Here is a 19,010-nt window from a genome sequence, read left to right as displayed (position 1 = left end):
ACTATTGTTTAACGTATTCTACAATAACATAATAAGCCCCTGAAGGATTATTGGTAATAATTGTTCCTGAGGTACCAATGGCTAAAATTGTTTTTGTTCCACTTACTTGTTTGCTAATTACTCCTCTTACCAGTGAATTAGTACTTTCATTTATTAATTTAGCATCAATGATTAATCCGCCAATTACTTTTGGCAATTCTATAGATGTAAAAGCATTAGCTTGGGTTAGCTTCACGGTATATCTGATAATATCTTTATCATCCCATTTACCGATAATCTCTTCTTTTGTAGTAGAATAATTATTTACTGATTCGGCAATATTTTTAATATAAGTCTTGTTGTCTCCTTGTTCTAAGATTGTTTTAAAATCATTACTCACATCCTGTGAAACTGAAATATAACGTGTCTCTGGTGATTCACTATCATATTTGTAATAAGTGAAACCATTTTTTGGCACTACTTTATTATCAACTAATATGCCTTTTGCATCAAATTTTGACAATAACGTCTTTGTCTCATAGTCCTTAACAAGCTGATTCATATCTAAATCATGAGCCTTGCCATCTTTATCTATATATTTAAAAATGTGTTTATTATTTTCAAAAACATAAGTCACTGTTCCAGCTGGAGGATTTGTTGTAAAGAACTGATTTAATACTTTTTTTACATCTTCGTTATTGATAATGTCTCCAAAGTTGTTTTTAACATCATCAACAACTGTGATTTTATAATTTGTACCTTCCTCATTTTTATAGGTATAAGTTCCTTTATTATCTGAGATAAGAGTTGTGATAGTTTCTTTAATACTTTCCGTTGAGATATATCCTTTTAAGAAAGTCTTAAACACCTCACTATTTCCTAAGGCTTTGGTAAAGTCTAATTCTACAGTTACTCCTTTCTCGTCTTTGTAATTAAAAATTACATCTTTATTACCAGTATCCTTTAATGATGCGATGGTTAAGGTTTCAAACTTCTTAACAATAGCATCCATATTCATGCTATGGGTTGCCCCTGTTGCATCTTTCCATGAAAATTCAAAGTTACCTGCTACCTCCTTAACTGTTACTGTTCCTGGTTGCGCGTTTTCTTTTATCTGCTCAACTATCTTTTCAACAATGGTTTTGGTTTCAAAGATGGTCTTGCTATTGTCAATCACACCTTTAACCACATCTATAAAAGCTGAATCACCTTTCTCATTTTTATATACATACTTTCCAGCATTACCTGAGACCACTTCAGTTAATGTAGTGTTTGTCTCATAGTCCTTAACAAGCTGATTCATATCTAAATCATGAGCCTTGCCATCTTTATCTATATATTTAAAAATGTGTTTATTATTTTCAAAAACATAAGTCACTGTTCCCGCTGGAGGATTTGTTGTAAAGAACTGATTTAATACTTTTTTGACATCTTCGTTATTGATAATGTCTCCAAAGTTATTTTTAACATCATCAACAACTGTAATCTCTACAGGTTTATAATTGTCTGTATTTCTTTTTTCATTATAATACTTATAAACACCAGTTTTTTTTGTACCATTTAAAATTGGTTCTATTGTAGTTTCGGTTTCTGAAATACTAGCTGTGCTTACAAATTTGGTTAAAAACTCATTAAACTCACTACTGCCTTTTAAAAGTTGGGTAAGGTCTATTTCAGTTATTGGATTAGTTTTATCTTCATTTTTATAAACTAATGTTGCTTTTTTAGGATCTGTACCTTTTGATAGAGTTGTAATAGTTTCCATTTTTTTTATCAAATCTTCCATGTTAATGGTAGTCTGATTACCTGTGGATTTATCAATCCAAGTAAAACTAAAATTATCACCACCTGTATGGGTAATAGTTACATCACCTTCTTTGGCAGTTTCCTTAATGTATTTATATAAAGTACTATTAGACACCAGGGCATTCCATTTCTTATTAGCCCAGAAATAAAACCCTGCCTCTAACCCAGGGATTCCCTTATGGTAAACAAGTAGACTCTCAGGGTACTCCCCTCCCTTAATAGTAGAGATATCTGTTTCACTAGTTAATACAACTCTAGGTATAAGCACCCCTTTATCCGAAGATGTGATTTCTAATTCTGCAGTTGCATTTGGCAAAGATGTACCAATACCTGTTTGTGCATACCCGTTAATTGCACCTAAAAGTACAATTAGAGGAATCATTTTCTTTCTCATATAGTATTTTTACTCAAAATTAAGTTAATAAAACATATTAATCATAAAAACAAAACACAAAAAATACAATCACAATAAAACATTGTGTTTTTTTACAAAAAAAAAATCATTTTTACGTTTGATTTTTAACAAAAAACAAAACTTTAAAAACGAAACCTTGCAAAAAACACAGATAATAGTTATTTAATATATATTAACTATAAAAAACTATTTTTTATAAAAAATTAATCAAATACTACCTAAAATTTTACACATATACCAATAACTTCTATTTTTACTTACTAAAAAACAAATAAGATTAGCTAGATGATATAAAATAAAAAAAGCCATCACCCTAAAGTAACAGCTTTTATATATCCAATTATTTTTATCCTATCTAGGGATCAGTCCCTTTTATTTATTTTTTTACTTAGACAACAAAGATGCCGCCTCACTATCCAAGATATACTCAACATGTGCCAACTGCTGCAAGAAAGTCGCAGGAATATCTGATGTTATCTCCCCTTGAAGAGCCTTTTTAATAATCTCTGCCTTACGCTGACTAAGAGCCATAAGGATTACCTGTTTAGCCTGCGTGATTGTTTGCACTCCCATTGTGATTGCCTGGGTAGGAACATGCTCCTTACCGCCAAAATCATCCTTCGCATCCTCACGTGTCACATCATTTAGAGTTACTAAACGAGTTTTAGATTCTAACACAGCACCTGGTTCATTAAACCCAATATGACCTGTACGTCCAATACCCAACAGCTGAATATCAAGTCCTCCAAAGTCCACTATCTTCTGCTCGTATAAATCACAATATGCTTGTATTGCCTCTAAAGACAAAGTTCCATCGGGAATATGTACATTACTCCAATCAATATCGATATGATTAAATAAGTTATTTTTCATAAACGATACATAACTCTGATCATCCACAGGAAGAATTGGATAATACTCATCTAAATTAAAAGTCACCACATTTTTAAAACTAAGTCCCTCATCTTTATGCAGTCTTACCAGCTCCTTATATACCCCTTTTGGGGTAGAACCGGTAGCTAAGCCCACAATAGCATGCTTTCCAATGTTTTGTTTATCTTTAATAATCTTGGCAATACGCGAGGCTACATAAGCCGAGGCGTTATCCTTGTTAGAGTACACCTTTACAGCGTCCTGTCTTGTATATATTAAGTCCTGGGGTTTAAATAATTCGTTCATCTACTTTCTTTGTCTTTTGATAATACGCAACTTTGTTTTAAAGCAAAAGCAAATTTGGCTTTAAGGTATGGTTTTTCCATTATAATCAAAAAAACCCCTCTTAACAAGGGGTAATTCCTACTATTATAGGTTACATCTTGTAAAGATAGTAAATTAATAGATTCGCAACATTGCTTTTTTATGTGAAGTAGTTGTTTTTTTGAGTAATGCTATAACATTTCATGTATTCTATTTCTTGTAAAGCCTGCAACACTTATGTTCAGCAAAAGTGTTTTTATTAAATTTAACCAAAACAGAAGCCGCAAGTACACAGAAATCATTAGTAATAATCTGGATTCTTCCCAGTTTATAAAATTTAATATTTAGTTACATTAAGGTTAGTTAAAACACCGTCTCCTGCACTTCCTTTTTGAACCCCTTCTAAAGTCACATTATCACTTGTGGGAGCATCCACATAAATTGCAGGATAAATCTTATTTCCTTTCTTTAATTCAAGTAAAGTTGAATATGTTGTAAATGTTCTAGATTCAGGGCTAGAAGCTTTTGTAAATCTAAATACTCCACGACCTACCCACAATCCTGTTACATTTGAACCAACAGTAGAAGGGTCTCTTTGAGTAAAACCAAGCAGCATATCTTTCTCTCCATTACTTGTAGATACTTTATCACTAGCTACAGATACGCCTATTTGTAGTGTTAAAAGATACCTTCCATCTTCTAAAATGTCAATACACTTATCAGTTGTATTCCAACCAACAAATTTTGATTTAGGTAATATACTTTCAAATACATTAATCTTATTATATGCATTATTCAATCTTTGTGTACCCACTGAACTAGCATAGATCTCTACAGATGGAATAACTAATGTTTTTAAATAGCTTTGAAACAATTCATCTACATTTACTACAGTAGAATTTCCATTACCATCTAACATCATAAAAGAATATGACTTAACATTTGCTATATCTCCCTGTTCTGATGCCTTAGGAACATACCATTTGGGAGCTTTTCCTGCACCTTGTGACATTAAATATGAACCAATCTCTCCAGTACGGTTTTCTAATTTTATTTCATTGTTCAGGGATAAAACACCTCCAATATTTACATTCCCTTGTAAATCAGAATTTCCTCTCAAATCAAGTTTTGCACTTGGATTTATAGTCCCTATTCCCAATCTTCCCTCCTGATCTACCACAACATCATTTTTTTCTTGGTCTGCTGTAGGCATAGAAGTTGGCGGATTATCTTTCTTTGCATCAATATGAAAAGGTTTTAAAGGTAAACTAGTATTTATTCCAACTTGTCCAAACATATTAAATCCCATTACACAAAGCATTAAAAGTATTATTTTTTTCATTTACAAGTGTTTTATATTTATTTTTAACAAAAATAACACACATAAAAATAAAAAAAATACAGCATTCAAATATTTAATATTTTTTTTATCATTAACAAATATACTTAGAGTATTCTTTTGATAACTAATAATATAACGTTTTTATTCCTAACCCCAAAAAAACAATCAATTGATTTACAGTATATTAAATAAAAAAACAGTTTCTTATTTAAAGACCAAAAACAGTATTGAGTGCTTTACCTTTGAGGTAGGTTTGCCAATTGAAATAGGATTTAAGACTAATGCTTATACTTATTTCTATTTGAAAATCTTTATATTCTTATAATGAATCTGAGCAAGTGGAAGCTTATCAAAACAAGATATTAATATCTTAGTGCTTTGAAAGCGTTGGATTGAAGATTGGAACCCTTTAGTTATTTGGCCAGTTAAGTGAATATTCTAAAAGACATTGTCTCTTAAAATCATACCATTGCTTTTTATTTAATAAACACAAAACAGTTAAAAAACATAGAGGTCAAATAAAGAGTTTTAAATCTTTATTTGACCTCTATTTCAAAAAATATTTTTTCAATATCTTTAGTCCAATTGGCAATAGCTTTTCTATGGATTAAAAATTAAATCTATACTTTTTGAAATTAATAACTAACTCTCAGGTTTATTGAATTACTACTCAATCAGCTGCACGAGTTAAAGTAAAAGGTAGATTATATTGTTTTCCTTTAAACTCCACCACTACATATCCTTTATAACTAGATGGATTGGCATAGTATTGTTGATACTTATCATCTGGCAATTTACCAGTTGCAACTCCAGATGGGTAAGTAAAGAACGAATCAATAATAACATCAGGTTTATTTGAATCAACAACTAGCCTCATAATATTAGCTGTTGCGATACTCTCGTTAAACATAATTACAATCTGTTTTGCATTGTATTTACTCTTATCACTAAATATTTCAGCAGTAGCTACCTTTAAAGTAAGTGTTGTGGTATCCTCTATTACTAATTCTATATTTTGTGTACTAGGACCAAAAGCTTTTAAGTTATTCTTTACAGTTAATGTAAAGGTTCCTGGCTGCATATCTTTAGTATCTAAAGAGTATGTTCCATCACTTACAAGTAAAGTCCTGTTATAGGTATTACCATAATATTTCAAAGTCACCGTTGATTCTTTCACAAGATTAGAACTTCCTTCTGAGAATGGAAAGAAAAGGTTATCACCTATTATCCTTACAATCTCTCCTGGTTTTACTCTATATTTAGACAATGCCTTAACAACAGGAGCTGCCCCTACTACCACTGAGATCAAGTTACCTCTTGTATTGGTTAATTTTAAAACTGTCTCTTTATTGTTTGAATCTTTTACAACAAATTCAAAGATTCCATTTGATATGGTTTGACTAGGTACTTGAGGCATTGTAAATTCAACCTGCTCTGAGGCTCCGTTTAACTTAGCATCTAACAAAGGAAAATCTCTTCCGTCTTTTCTTAGAGAAAATTTATAAGAGTTAATCTTAGAGCGCTCCAGGTACATATTGGCCTTAAAGATCTCACCTGGCATTAAAAGTTTAGTGCAAGGAACATAGTTTTTTGTACTTGGATCAAGTACATCGGCTATATTCTTAAAATTAATTGTCCCAGCATCTAATACAAAGTTTTTACTTTGGGCATAGTTATTTGAAGTGATAGACACCTTTAAGTAATAATCATTGTTTAAATACTCAATTGGTAATACTGCGTTTACTTTCTTGGTCTTTAAATCTATGCTTTCTACTTTTAAGTCTATTGATTTACTTGGGTTATCTAAAGGGATTAATTCTACTTTAACCTCTTCTTTAACCAAAGGCAAAACATTTGTGGTAAAAGTGATTACTTCTTTTGGTTTTTTACCCCTGTAATCATTTTTGTTAATAATACCTATTTCTAGTTTATCTAATGCATTATCCACTATCACTAGATACTCTTTTTGAGCACCATCCTCTGCTTTGACTGTATATTTCACAGGTGTAGAGTAGTCTAATGTAGCTCCGCTAGCAGGTTGTATTGTAGCCTTACTAGATACTTGAATTTTAGAGGTTAATGCCTTAATTGTACTTGAATAAGGAACCTTATAGATTAAGGTATCTATATCTAAAGGATTTTTATTCTTCCAAGAAAAAGAAGATGCTCCCTCGGGTAGATTAACAAAAACAAAAGACTCAATAGCATTTAAAGAACTCGTCTTTGTAATAAGTGCCTTATAAACCTTAGTTGATTTATCCTGAGCAGTTACTGTGTACTCTACTGTTTTTGTAAAGTCTTGTACCACATTAGACCCTGGAGTAACTTTAGCCTTGTCAGAAATCTTAATCTCAGGGCTTAATTTAGTCAAGTCTGTCAAGGAAGGTAATACGGCTTTGATAAACCCATCTTTAATCTCTGCCTGATATTCTTTTCCTTGTACTGTAACTTTAAAGGAGGTCATCTCTTTTAAATTACTTAATTTTTCCTGCTCGGAGTTATCATCACTCTTTGAACAAGAGAGCACCCCTAGGGTGATAAACAACAACAATAATCTTTTTCTCATAACATTTTTTTAAGTTAAACTTATTTAAATGCACTTCACTAAAAAATAGATAATTACAAAACACAATTAGTAAAATACGCCACGAAATTAAGGAAATTTTATAATTAAAAAAATGATAAATTAACATAAAACAAAAAATAAATACTGGCTTTAAAAAGCATGATTCTCTTTACTTCTACTAGTTAAAAAAACACATAAATAGAAAAGTCATTCAACAAAATTGTAGTGTTTTATAGAGAGAATATCCACACCTTATATTACTGTTTAATATAAAACTATAATAAACCACAGAAAAGCACTACATTCGCATCACAAATTCGGTTTTTTAGGTGTAAATATTGCAACTTTGAACAATTTACAAAATAACAAGGTTATCAAGACTCACCAAGTACAGAATCACATAACAACAAAACACACAACAACAAAATGAAAATAGGAATTACTTTTATAGCATTTGATCACCTTCATGCAGGTTATGTAAAAATGTTAGAAGAAGCAAAAACACAATGCGACTATCTTATTGTCGGACTACAAACTAATCCAAATAACAAAAAGGATTATAAAGTAATCGCTCCTAAAAGCCTAGTAGAACGATACATTCAATTAAATGCATGCAAATATGTTGATGAAATCGTTCCGTACATCACAGATCAAGATTTAGAAGATATACTACGAGCATTTGAGATACATGTACGTATCATTGGAGAAGAATATAAAGGCAAAAATTTTACAGCTAAAAATTACTGCCTAAAAAAAGGCATAGAAATTTATTATAACAAACGATAGATTCACAAAGAGTGGAAGAAGCGGAAACTAAAATACCTTGTGTAGATTTTTATATCTGTTACCAACTCTTTTTAAACATAATAAAACAAAAAGCCTTTGTCTAAAGACAACAGCTTCTATTTATCAATACATTAATTCTTTAGCAATAAACAAAATCACTAAAAAGCTAAAATCACTTATTTAAAATATCTCACTCTTCCACACCACCTGTCCTGGTTTTAGTGTTTTACATTGTGTCACACGAGCAAAACCAGCCACATAAGCAGCAGGATACGTACATACATAATCCTCTATTACAGCATCGTGATCTATCGTTACATTAGCATTAATAATACAGTGTTTCCCTATCTTAGCATTAGCCTGTATAACTGCGTTTGCCAATACCACAGTTCCCTTACCTATCTCAGCAAATGGAGACACATAAGCAGTTGGATGAATAATTGTGGCGAAAGAATGATTAACTTCACTTACAATTCGCTTTCGTACCTCATTATTACCTATTGCTATAATCAAGTCTGCTTCTTTCTCATAATCCCTATGATAAGGGTTAGTCGCATCATCAATATATTCTACTGTATTAAGAGCATTTAATTGATAAATAGTATCTTCTACTACCTTGCCATGACCTCCCATGCCATATATTAAATATTTTTTTCTCTTAAATAACTTTTCCATAAAATAGAAGTTTTGTTCTTTTAATACTAACTAACTTGGAATACTGAAGGTTATTCCACTGTGTTTCGTTTGTAAACGAAAATAACTATGCTTGTAACATATCTTATCTTTAATACATTACACTTTAGTTTTAACGAACTTATCGACAACCCTCTTCTTAAACACCAAATACACCACGCTCATTATCAACAACAACAATAACGCAAACACTATCTGGACAATCCCATTCTTCTTTGCCATATCAATAGCACCATATCCTATCACAAATTGCAGCACCCCATATCCAAAAGAAACATAAAGTTTATTGACTTTAGCCTCATTACTCAAATACTGGTAGAAATGCGTGCGATGTGCTTGGAAGATATTCTCTTTTTTTAATGCACGACCAATAATTGTCCATACTGCATCTATTCCATATACCGCTAAAAATAAAATATAAATAAAGTTCCCTGTTGTGATAATCAACTGTCCTAATAAGAATACTACGATAAATGCCATACTCACACTTCCCACATCACCAGCAAAAGCCTTCGCTTTTGTTCTGAAGTTAAAAAATGCAAACACCACAGCTCCTAGTAAAGAATATAATATTAAATCCATAGCGATAAATCCAACAGATTGATTCACTAGTGCTAATAATCCTAAAACTACAATACTATACCAAGCAGTAATTCCGTTAATCCCATCCATAAAGTTATACGCATTGATTGTACCTATTACACCTACTACTGCAGGTAATATCCACAACCACGATAATGCAAACAAATCCCACTGATAAAACATCAATAGAACGGATAACAAATGTACTAAAAGACGAATCTTATTTGATAAGGTAAACATATCGTCTAAGAAGCTAATTAGCGTAATCGCTGTTAGCCCTAAGATGAAATAAGGATACTCAAAACCTGAGTAAATAAAATAAGCCAATGCTCCAAAGTAGAACACTACCCCCCCCCCTCTTAAGGTAATCTGTGTGTGTGAACTACGCTCATTTGGTTTATCAATGATATTATACTTATCAGCTATCTTAAAATATACTAACTCTGCTATAAATAAAACAACCAGTACTACAATGTATTCCATTTTTCTTTTTTTAATCAATTCCCTGCGACCTTTCTCTAATCCAATCTTTTCAATAGAAAAAAAACTTCACTATTAAATATTAGTCTTCTTAAAAGACGTTATTGTTTTTATTAATCCCTCTTGCGCGCTCACAGGCAACATATCTATACCTAAAGCATGCTTTATCTTATCATTAGACACCACATAATTCTCTGTCAATTTCTTTAAACGCTCAGAATTTAATGGTAGTTTTATTTTATCACCTATAGATGCCATATTATTCATAAATCCTTTAGATATATGCCACAACCTTGGTTTCTTATTAGTCACCCCCGCTATTAAAGTCACTAGCTCATTAGTTGATAAAGCTTTGTCATCTGAAAAATTATATATCCCTGAAGGTGTATTACTATTTTTTATCATTGCATCTACTAAGTAACAAAGATTATCTATAGATAAAAATGAACGATGATTCTCAAAAGAAGCTAAAGGCCAAGGAATGCCCTTTTCGACTACTTTATAGAGTAGATTAAGATTTCCTTTATTTCCTGGACCGTGAATCATACATGGACGAACAATAAACACTCTTTTACCCTCAGGTAATTGTGCTTTTAATAGATATTGTTCTGCTTCTTGTTTAGACTGTCCATAAGGTGTATAAGGCTTAGGTGTTACATCCTCTTTTAAAACTCCCTCAACTGAATCTGCAACAGCTTTAACAGAACTAAAATAAAAGAAATCTTTAGCAGTACTAGTTAAAAAGTGATTAAACAGTTCAATCGTTAAGTCTCTATTCACAGTAAAGTACTCTTCTGCACTTGAGGTATTAGCAGTATCATGTGCTTTACCAGCTAAGTGAATAATTACTTCTGTATTAGAGCAAATATTTTCTTTCCAATCTTTCTGACGTAAAGATAATATCTCTACAGCATACTCTTGCATTCCTAAATACGGAACTAAATTCTGACCTACGAAACCCGATGATCCTGTGATGGTTACTTTACTCATTATTTATTATATATTTTCTCTTTAATAGTATTCCAAACAACCTCTTGCTTAAAATTTTCTATTATCCATTTACGACCATTTTCACCATGTTCCACCTTAACCTCAGGATTTTCTATGTAAAATTCAATCTTATTTTTAATATCAATAGCATCTATGTCGACAAAAACACCTGTCACATCTTCTTGAATAGAATCAATACAACCTGTTGATCTAGTAGTTATAATAGGTAGTTCCATTGAAGATGCCTCTAAAACCACAGTAGGGAACCCTTCTCGATAAGATGGTAGAACAAACATATCCATTATATTATAATAAGGTTGAGAATTCTGAACTAAATTTGTTACAATAATAGATTCTTGATTTTCTAAAAACAACTTAATCTCATCACTTAATGTATCACGCTCTTCAAAAGGTCCAACCAATAATAATGTAATATTATTATGTTCTCTTAACAATAGTTTCCACGCTTCTGCCAACTCGTTAATTCCTTTATCATTTACTAAACGCCCAACATATCCTACTACAATATTGCTTTCTTTTATTCCTAATTCACTTTTTAAAGAAAGGTTGTTGTTACGAGTATATTTATTAATATCTACTCCATTACATGTTCCCTTGTTAAGAAGAATATTCTTCTGTTTTGATCCTAACTTATGCCCTACACTATAACTTAGTACTGACTCACTCACTGAAACAATCTGCGTAGCTAATCTACTTGTTAGTCTTTCTAAAAAAACCATTAATTTACGTTTAAGCCCTTTACTTGTTTCAAAGACTAAACCATGTCTAAAGTAAATTCTGCTCTTTGTACCTGCTAGCCAAGAAGCAATCATTGCAAGTAAAGCACCTTTAGGAGTATGACCAATAACATAGTCGAATTTTTCTTTTCTGATGAACTTCATCAATTGGTAAACAGACTTTAGATCTGTTACAACATCTATTTTACGTACAATATCTACTTCAAATTTTTCAATATCATATTGCTTTACAAACTCATCAAGTTTACTTGATTCTGTACAAGCTATTGTTGTGATAATATCATTAGATTTTAAAAATTCTATCTGATCTCCTAAAAAATAAGGCAAGACAAATGGTATATTTACAACATGAAGTATTTTTATAGGCGGTTTCATTACTTATATCTCTTTATAAATAGATAATAACTTATCTACCATATTATTAATATCATAGTTTTTCGCTTTCTCTAAACAACTATTATTTACTTGATCATACAATTCCTCATTTTCCAAAGAAATAACCTTCGAAACTAAGTCATTTATATCACCTTTTTCAAATAACATACCTCCACCTTCAACAACTTGTGCAAGACCATCAACATTTGAAGCAATTACTGGGATACCACACGCCATTGCCTCAACCGCTACTAAACCAAAACCTTCCCAATGTGAACTAAGTATAGCTATATTACACATCTTCACTAAACTATATACATCATTTCTTACCCCTAGAAACGAAACTCTTTCATTTAAACCTAATTCATCTACTAAGCGAATCAGTATTTCTTTTCTTTCTCCATCTCCCACTAATAACAGCTTATAGTTATTTGGGAGCTTACTTAAACTTCTTATTACAGTATCTTGGTCTTTTTCTCTTCTGAAACCAGCTACCATAATTAAAAGAATATCGCTACCTAAATAACTAAATTCTGTTCTATCTGCCTCAATTGAACTAGCAACTTTAGAAATATTTACTCCATTTTCAATTACTTCAATTTTATTATGACGAACAACATTAAAAGATAAAAGACTATCCTTAACTTTTTCTGTTATACAAATTATGGTATTATAATTTCTATATATTAACTTCTCTAATTTTCTAAAAAAACTACTTTGCAAACGACGATTAGAAGTACTATGCTCTGTAAAAATAGTTTTCTTATCAAATAAACTTAACATTTTTAAAATAGAAACATAATATTGAGCAGGAAATAAATGAACATGAATCACATCATAATTCTGAATCAATTTATACAGTTTATAAAAATAACCAATATTATAATATCCTCGTCCTAATGATATTATATTACAACACTTACTATCATTTAAATCTTCATAGAAAGATGTGTTTTCTCCATTTAAAAGAACAACGTCTACTTCAAAGCCTTTATTTACTAAAATAGGAACTACTTCCACTAACAATCTCTCTGCTCCACCAAGGTGTAAACTATCTATTACTTGTAATACTTTTCTCATAGAAACTAATAATTAAGCATGATTAAATAAAGTATTGAAATCATAATTTTCAAATTCTGAGTCACTACCCTTATAATATCTAATAGCAATAATACCTTTTTCTAATTCTTTTACTGAATCCTTCTTAACAACTAGCCCTCTATCACCACAAACTACATCTGATAAATCAACACAATCAGTTACTAAACAAGGTTTTTTCAAAACTAAAGCTTCTAAAACAACGTTAGGAAATCCTTCTTTTCTGGATGATAGTACAAAAGCATCGGCATTTTTTAAAAATGTATAAGGATTAGATTGATATCCTAATAAAAAAACCTCCTTTTCTAAATCTAGTTTTCTGATTAAGTTTTCTAATTTAGCATGGTAATCCTCATTCGTCTCCCTATTCTCGCCAATAATATATAATCTATAATCACATACATCTTTGGTTTTTATATTATAAATAGCTTCTATCAATAAATCAAATCCTTTTACACTTGATAAACTACCAATAGCTACCAAGTTAAAATATTCTCTATCAAATAAAACATCACATTCTTCAGAACTATATCTTACAATGGCATTTTGATCTATAGGATTTCTAATTGTTTCTATTTTTGTAATATCTAAATTATAATATTGAGCCACTTCCTGAGTCATTTCATTACTTTGCGAAATCACTACATTTGATTTTTTAACAACTTTACTAAAAAAAACATCATATATTTTATCGCGCTTGTTTGAGACTAATTTATTAGATGGTAAACTATTTAATCTTACAATCGTTTTAAATTTAAATCCATATAACATCTTTAAAACACCTATAAACAAACTAATATGATTAAATGATGTAAAAACAACGTCAGGATTTATTTGCTTTAATGCTTTATACAACTCAAAACTGGCTTTTCTCAAACTAGGCTTTCCTATCTCAAGTATACTAGCTAAACTACTAACAGATGATAATAAAGTATTATTTCCTTTCTCTAATATTAATAGATGTACTTCATATTTATGAAAGTCTAATGAATTAATTATATTCAAGGTCACTCTTTCTACTCCACCTGTTTTAAAACTAGGCAAAATAAACACTATCTTTTTTCTAATCATTTTAAAAAATCCTTAAATGTATATTCTAAATCTATAAGAGTTACAAAAAACCAATTTTGAAATTTAAAGTATGGAGTAATACTTTCTCTATAGAAATATATAGCGAAAATCGTATAAAGTAAAAATGAAGCTAATAAAACTCTATTTATCACTTCAAACTTTATTTTTCTACTCCTGTCAAATTCCTTCCTAATTATGTATAAATAAATCATTGCAAAAACCAATATTGGTTTTAATATTAAAACATAACGATCATAGACTACGTGACCAAATGGCAGGGTTAAAGCAACAGCAACAATACATAACATAACCATATTAAAAATGGTTCTATTTAAAAATCTATTAAAAATAAATAAGACATATAAAGCGGTAAATAATATAGTTAAATGTGTTAATGAAGATATCCAATTTCCCTCTTTTTGTTCGAACATTATATAAGCATTAATCTTACCTACTAAAGATGGTAAAAAAGGTTCTAATGGTAATAGAAGAAAATTGATAGGTATTACACTAAAAACAACAACAGCAAAGCAAACACATTTAATTACAGTTATTTTTTTTACTTTTTTAAGCAATAGAAGTAAAAAAAGAATAGGTAAATATATCACAAGACCAATGTGAGTTATTACACTAATTACAAAACATAATATTCCTTTCTTTATAGATTTCTCATAATAATAGTAGTATACAAATAAAATAAAGAAAGAGGTTGCTAAAGTATATCTTGTTCCTGATAAATAATATAACAAACTAAGGCTGAAAAAAATTAGTGTGAAGAATATGAATAACTCCTTTTTACTAATAACAACTTTACTTGTTGAAATTATTTTTTTAAAAACGAAAAAAACTGAATAGTAATTAAATGTTGAAAATATAAATAATACCCATTGAAATTTTATATCAAAACGACTAAAGAAATAAAATAAACTATAAAAAACATAATCTGAGCTTTCTCCTAAATATTCAATAAATTGAGAAAAACTCATCCTAGCAATTAAATCATAATTCTCATAATATCTAGAAACATCTAATAACGTATGGGGTAATAACAAAAATGCTAAAACCCCCATAAACATTGCCAATAAAAAATAACTTCCTCTTCTTTTATTATATATATCTATCAATATAAAAGGCAAAGCTATAAATGGAGATAGAAAAAATAAAAAAAATGATACAAAGGCTAAATTACTAGACGATTTTTTAAAAACTCTCATATAACTACTACTTGTTCTCTATTAAATTTTTCAATGTCAGTTCCTGAATCCAATATTTCCCTTCTTTAAAAACATACTCTCCTTCTTTAACTCTCTCATAATACCCAGCTACTCCATTAATCTCTAATTGACTTGCTGTATCCACACCAATAAATATTGAGCTCTCTATAATATAATACTTATTCTCTTTTTCACTAAATAAAACATCTGTAGCCAAACAAGTAGAGTTAAAAGCATCTCTAACTTTAAAAGCTAAATCTAATGCTTCTGAAGGTATTTCTTTTTTAGCATAATTACCAGCCCCAGATGCTCTAAAATCTCCTTCATTTGGATACCTATAATATCCAAATGCCTTATCATCAATAATAATCATACGTAGGTCATATTTAGCTCCTTCAATAAACTCTTGAAAATAAACGTAATCTTTCTGTCTATCGTGATAATAATTTGTTCCTAATCCCTCTGATGAGAAAACTTTATTAACAATTTTCTTTGCCTCATTAAGATTATTTATTTTAACAACTCCTGCTGACGCAGATGCAGTTCTCGACTTAGATATTAAAGGATACCTACATTCTTCAATATACTTCATAGTCTCTTCTTTATCATGACTCACAAAAGTTGGTATTGTAGGTAACTGTAATGCTTCATACAAATAATATGCATTAATCTTATTCTCATAAGACCAAATCTCATCAAAAGAAGGTAAACATTTCTTTTTTAAGACTTTATCTAGAATATAAAGTTTATGCATAGCTATATCTTGAGTAACAGGATCTGAATTCGTATGCCAAACAATTACATCATACTTCTCTGCTTGTATAATCCAATCACTAGAATATATATTATAATAAGAATAATTTATTTTATTGTTTTTTAAAAACCTTACATATTTAGGATAGTAATAACGTAAAAAAACATACCCTTGTGGCTCCTCTCCATCCTTTACGATACCAACTTTAATATTTTCTGTTTTCTTATCCAAAAGAACTACTTCCGCCTCGTTAAGTATTTCCTCCATCTTCCCTTCAGGAGCTAACTCCCCTCCACTTAAACGTTTTTTTAAGTATAAATTTTTCAAAAAAGAATTATTAAAAACTATTTTTCTAAGAACTTCCTTCATAATAAAAAACTAAATTTTCTTTATAATATTAGTATTAAATCTCATAACTTATAAAACTTCTGTTACAATAATGACTATAGATATCCATATTTAAACAAACCATACTCCTCTTATACATTTCATTCATAAAAGAAGTATTCTAAATTTTTATCACAATAATTATTAACACAAAACTTTTATGTCTAACTATTCATTAACAAATGCTATCAATTCATGTTCATTAAAATCTGCTATTCCTAACTCTTCCTTAGTACGATTTAGTCCAAAGAAATCTTTTTTAACCAATGAACTAGCAATTGTAATTAAAGAATCTGTTACTGGTGTAGAAACTCCAACCTCTTTTCCTAACATTGATAGAGAACCTAATCCAACAATTACATCTTCATGTAAAAATCTTGTATTTAAATTATCTGGTCCTTTTGGTCCGCCATTCTCTGCGTAAGATTGAAATACTTTTAGAGAGTCTTGAGTAAGATCTAACTCATTTCTATATTTACAAGCATCTAAATAACTAATAGGCTGACCTTTAAACTTTTCTATGACATTGTTTTTTTCCTTATCTAAATCGTGTACTAAGTTCCAGATAGCAGGAGAGAAAGACTCTCTGTACATCCAAAACTCACCTTTCATTTTCTCAATACGGTTAGCTGACATAATAACTCCAACTGTATGGACAATCAAATTTGGATTATGTAAAGCAGACTCTACAATATTATTTCTATAGTCCCCGTAAGTATCAACTAATTGAGAAATATACTTCATTCCCTCTTCTCTTCTAGCATTTGGTAAAAAAGCAACGGCATTTCTAACATTCTTAAATAGTATATTTACTGTACCTGGCTCTACAATTCTAGCATCAAATGGAGTAGACTCTCCCTCTGCCAAAACAATATCAGTATCGCCCAAATGCTTTTTAAAATATAATGACCCTAAATTACCAGGAACGCAGAACAATACTTTAGTACTTTCTCTATCAATAAAAGGAGCTATTTTTTCTGCCACACTATTGTGATGTAGACTTTGTGTTAAAACCAATACTAATTCAACACCCTTAAGTCCCAAAGCTATGTCTCTAGTAATAAGATTTATTTTTTGAAAAGACTCTTTATCTTCATTTGTATTATCTATAGCCCAAATACCACCTTGTTCAACAATTTTATCAAAATTGTGTTCGTGTAAGCTATTTGATGTTTTAATTAGATTTACTTGATGTCCATTTTCCGTTAATTTGAACGCATGTGCACATCCAGCATTACCTGAACCAATAATTCCTATTTTCATTACTTATATATTTTTCTAAATTTTAAATATTTTAAATATAATCCACCTCCCATCATCCATCGCCCAAAACCTAAATTAATAGCAGCTCCTATTACACCTAAATAAGTAATAAGTGGAAATGCTAAAACAAAACCTAATAATGATGCTATAACAGTATTCTTCATTACTAATTTATCTTCCCTTTTGATAAGAAAATAGTTTAATCCAAAAATATTTGAAAAAGTATAACCATTCATACCAATTACTAATATTAATAACACAAAAAAAGCATATTCATAACTAATATCTAAATACCAAAAAATCAATCTATAACTTGACAAAATCCCAATACTCAACACCATACTTACTGTTAGCATCATCTTTTTATATTTAGGAAAAGCCGCCTTCTGTCGATTTAAAAAAGGGAAAAACACCCTAGAAAACACTTCTAGAATAGTAATTGCTAAATTAACTATGGTCAAAATAGCTTGATATATCCCAACTAACGACTTAGCTCCTAAAATACCCAACAAAAATACACTTGTATTATTGTATAAAGTAGGTACAAACTGATTAATGAATAAAGGAAAGTTACTTTTAATCGTATCTTTAATAATCTTTTTAGGTAGCCAAATTAACTGTAACTTATACTTCCTAACTAATAAGTATTGTCCGATAATTCCTGCTCCAATAAATCCTAACCCTTGTAATAAGGGATAAATCCAATAGTCACGTTCTTCTCGGATAAACACAAAAATACAAATAGTAAAAAACAATTTAATACCCAAATTTAGATAGGTAATATAACGCATTTTTTCTATTCCCTGAAAAAACCATTCAGGAAATAAAGCATATCCTATTAACATTAACGAACTTAAAGCATAAATTTCTTTATATTCATAAAAAGATGAAGTTAGAAACACAATTAAAGTAATAATTACGAGTGATAGAGCTAAAAATATAATCTTAATCATCAAAACTTTACTGTAAATCAGATTCAACTTCTGAGGACTATGCTTAAATATTGCAACATCTCGTACTGCTGTAATTCTAAAACTATAATCTGTTAAAGATTGAAAATACGCAATTAAAGAGGCTGCAAAAACAATAATTCCATACTTCTCAAATCCAATTACTCTTAATATATAAGGCAGAGTAATTAATGGTAAAACCATTCCAATAATTTGCAATGCAGATAAAGAGATAAAGTTCTCCAAGAGAACTTTAGCATCCTTATTTTGAAACTTTTGTTTTATTTTATTGATAATCCCCACT

15 protein-coding genes are annotated in these 19,010 nt (G+C 30.0%); 1 reads left to right on the top strand and 14 read right to left on the bottom strand.

Annotated features, from left to right (window positions below; translation table 11 throughout):
- Window position 1 precedes the first annotated feature (1 nt).
- From LNQ81_RS13110 to LNQ81_RS13095, 4 genes are all read right to left on the bottom strand, one after another.
- Window positions 2–2,179 carry a hypothetical protein gene (locus LNQ81_RS13110; protein WP_229947442.1) on the bottom strand — a complete coding sequence of 726 codons (2,178 nt, stop codon included), beginning with the start codon at window positions 2,177–2,179 and terminating at the stop codon, window positions 2–4.
- A 405-nt stretch (window positions 2,180–2,584) separates the two neighbouring features.
- On the bottom strand, window positions 2,585–3,379 hold the full coding sequence (nagB, locus tag LNQ81_RS13105; protein WP_229947440.1) for a glucosamine-6-phosphate deaminase: 795 nt from the start codon (window positions 3,377–3,379) through the stop codon (window positions 2,585–2,587).
- A gap of 355 nt (window positions 3,380–3,734) precedes the next feature.
- Complete coding sequence (locus LNQ81_RS13100; protein ID WP_229947439.1) at window positions 3,735–4,739, bottom strand: hypothetical protein; 1,005 nt, start codon at window positions 4,737–4,739, stop codon at window positions 3,735–3,737.
- A gap of 670 nt (window positions 4,740–5,409) precedes the next feature.
- Window positions 5,410–7,305 carry a DUF5018 domain-containing protein gene (locus LNQ81_RS13095; RefSeq protein WP_229947437.1) on the bottom strand — a complete coding sequence of 632 codons (1,896 nt, stop codon included), beginning with the start codon at window positions 7,303–7,305 and terminating at the stop codon, window positions 5,410–5,412.
- A gap of 426 nt (window positions 7,306–7,731) precedes the next feature.
- On the opposite strand from LNQ81_RS13095, the gene LNQ81_RS13090 reads away from it, so the two are divergent.
- Window positions 7,732–8,091 carry an adenylyltransferase/cytidyltransferase family protein gene (locus LNQ81_RS13090; protein ID WP_229947436.1) on the top strand — a complete coding sequence of 120 codons (360 nt, stop codon included), beginning with the start codon at window positions 7,732–7,734 and terminating at the stop codon, window positions 8,089–8,091.
- A 180-nt stretch (window positions 8,092–8,271) separates the two neighbouring features.
- On the opposite strand, the gene LNQ81_RS13085 is transcribed toward LNQ81_RS13090, so the two are convergent.
- From LNQ81_RS13085 to LNQ81_RS13040, 10 genes are all read right to left on the bottom strand, one after another.
- Window positions 8,272–8,766 carry a PglD-related sugar-binding protein gene (locus LNQ81_RS13085; protein WP_229947433.1) on the bottom strand — a complete coding sequence of 165 codons (495 nt, stop codon included), beginning with the start codon at window positions 8,764–8,766 and terminating at the stop codon, window positions 8,272–8,274.
- 117 nt (window positions 8,767–8,883) lie between these two features.
- The gene (locus LNQ81_RS13080) at window positions 8,884–9,849 is read right to left on the bottom strand and encodes an MraY family glycosyltransferase (RefSeq protein WP_229947432.1); all 966 of its coding nucleotides are present in this window, start codon (window positions 9,847–9,849) and stop codon (window positions 8,884–8,886) included.
- Window positions 9,850–9,921: 72 nt separating this feature from the next.
- Window positions 9,922–10,836 (bottom strand): NAD-dependent epimerase/dehydratase family protein, encoded by a 915-nt coding sequence (locus tag LNQ81_RS13075; protein ID WP_229947430.1) that lies wholly within the window; start codon window positions 10,834–10,836, stop codon window positions 9,922–9,924.
- Window positions 10,836–11,969, bottom strand: a complete 1,134-nt coding sequence (locus LNQ81_RS13070; RefSeq protein WP_229947428.1) for a glycosyltransferase family 4 protein — start codon at window positions 11,967–11,969, stop codon at window positions 10,836–10,838. Before LNQ81_RS13070 ends, LNQ81_RS13075 begins: the two co-directional genes overlap by 1 nt.
- Window positions 11,970–11,972: 3 nt before the next feature.
- Window positions 11,973–13,049: a glycosyltransferase gene (locus LNQ81_RS13065; RefSeq protein ID WP_229947426.1), complete on the bottom strand. Its 1,077-nt coding sequence runs from the start codon at window positions 13,047–13,049 to the stop codon at window positions 11,973–11,975.
- A gap of 12 nt (window positions 13,050–13,061) precedes the next feature.
- Window positions 13,062–14,138: a glycosyltransferase gene (locus tag LNQ81_RS13060; protein ID WP_229947423.1), complete on the bottom strand. Its 1,077-nt coding sequence runs from the start codon at window positions 14,136–14,138 to the stop codon at window positions 13,062–13,064.
- On the bottom strand, window positions 14,135–15,352 hold the full coding sequence (locus LNQ81_RS13055; RefSeq protein WP_229947421.1) for an EpsG family protein: 1,218 nt from the start codon (window positions 15,350–15,352) through the stop codon (window positions 14,135–14,137). Before LNQ81_RS13055 ends, LNQ81_RS13060 begins: the two co-directional genes overlap by 4 nt.
- Window positions 15,353–15,359: 7 nt before the next feature.
- The gene (locus LNQ81_RS13050; RefSeq protein ID WP_229947418.1) at window positions 15,360–16,433 is read right to left on the bottom strand and encodes an ATP-grasp domain-containing protein; all 1,074 of its coding nucleotides are present in this window, start codon (window positions 16,431–16,433) and stop codon (window positions 15,360–15,362) included.
- Window positions 16,434–16,661: 228 nt separating this feature from the next.
- Complete coding sequence (locus LNQ81_RS13045) at window positions 16,662–17,756, bottom strand: NAD/NADP-dependent octopine/nopaline dehydrogenase family protein (RefSeq protein ID WP_229947416.1); 1,095 nt, start codon at window positions 17,754–17,756, stop codon at window positions 16,662–16,664.
- A complete protein-coding gene (locus LNQ81_RS13040) occupies window positions 17,756–19,009 on the bottom strand; it encodes an oligosaccharide flippase family protein (protein WP_229947415.1) in 1,254 nt (417 codons plus the stop codon). Before LNQ81_RS13040 ends, LNQ81_RS13045 begins: the two co-directional genes overlap by 1 nt.
- Window position 19,010: the final 1 nt, after the last annotated feature.

The organism is Myroides oncorhynchi, from assembly GCF_020905415.1.
GTDB lineage: Bacteria > Bacteroidota > Bacteroidia > Flavobacteriales > Flavobacteriaceae > Flavobacterium > Flavobacterium oncorhynchi_A.
This window is presented reverse-complemented; position numbering and strand designations above follow the sequence as displayed.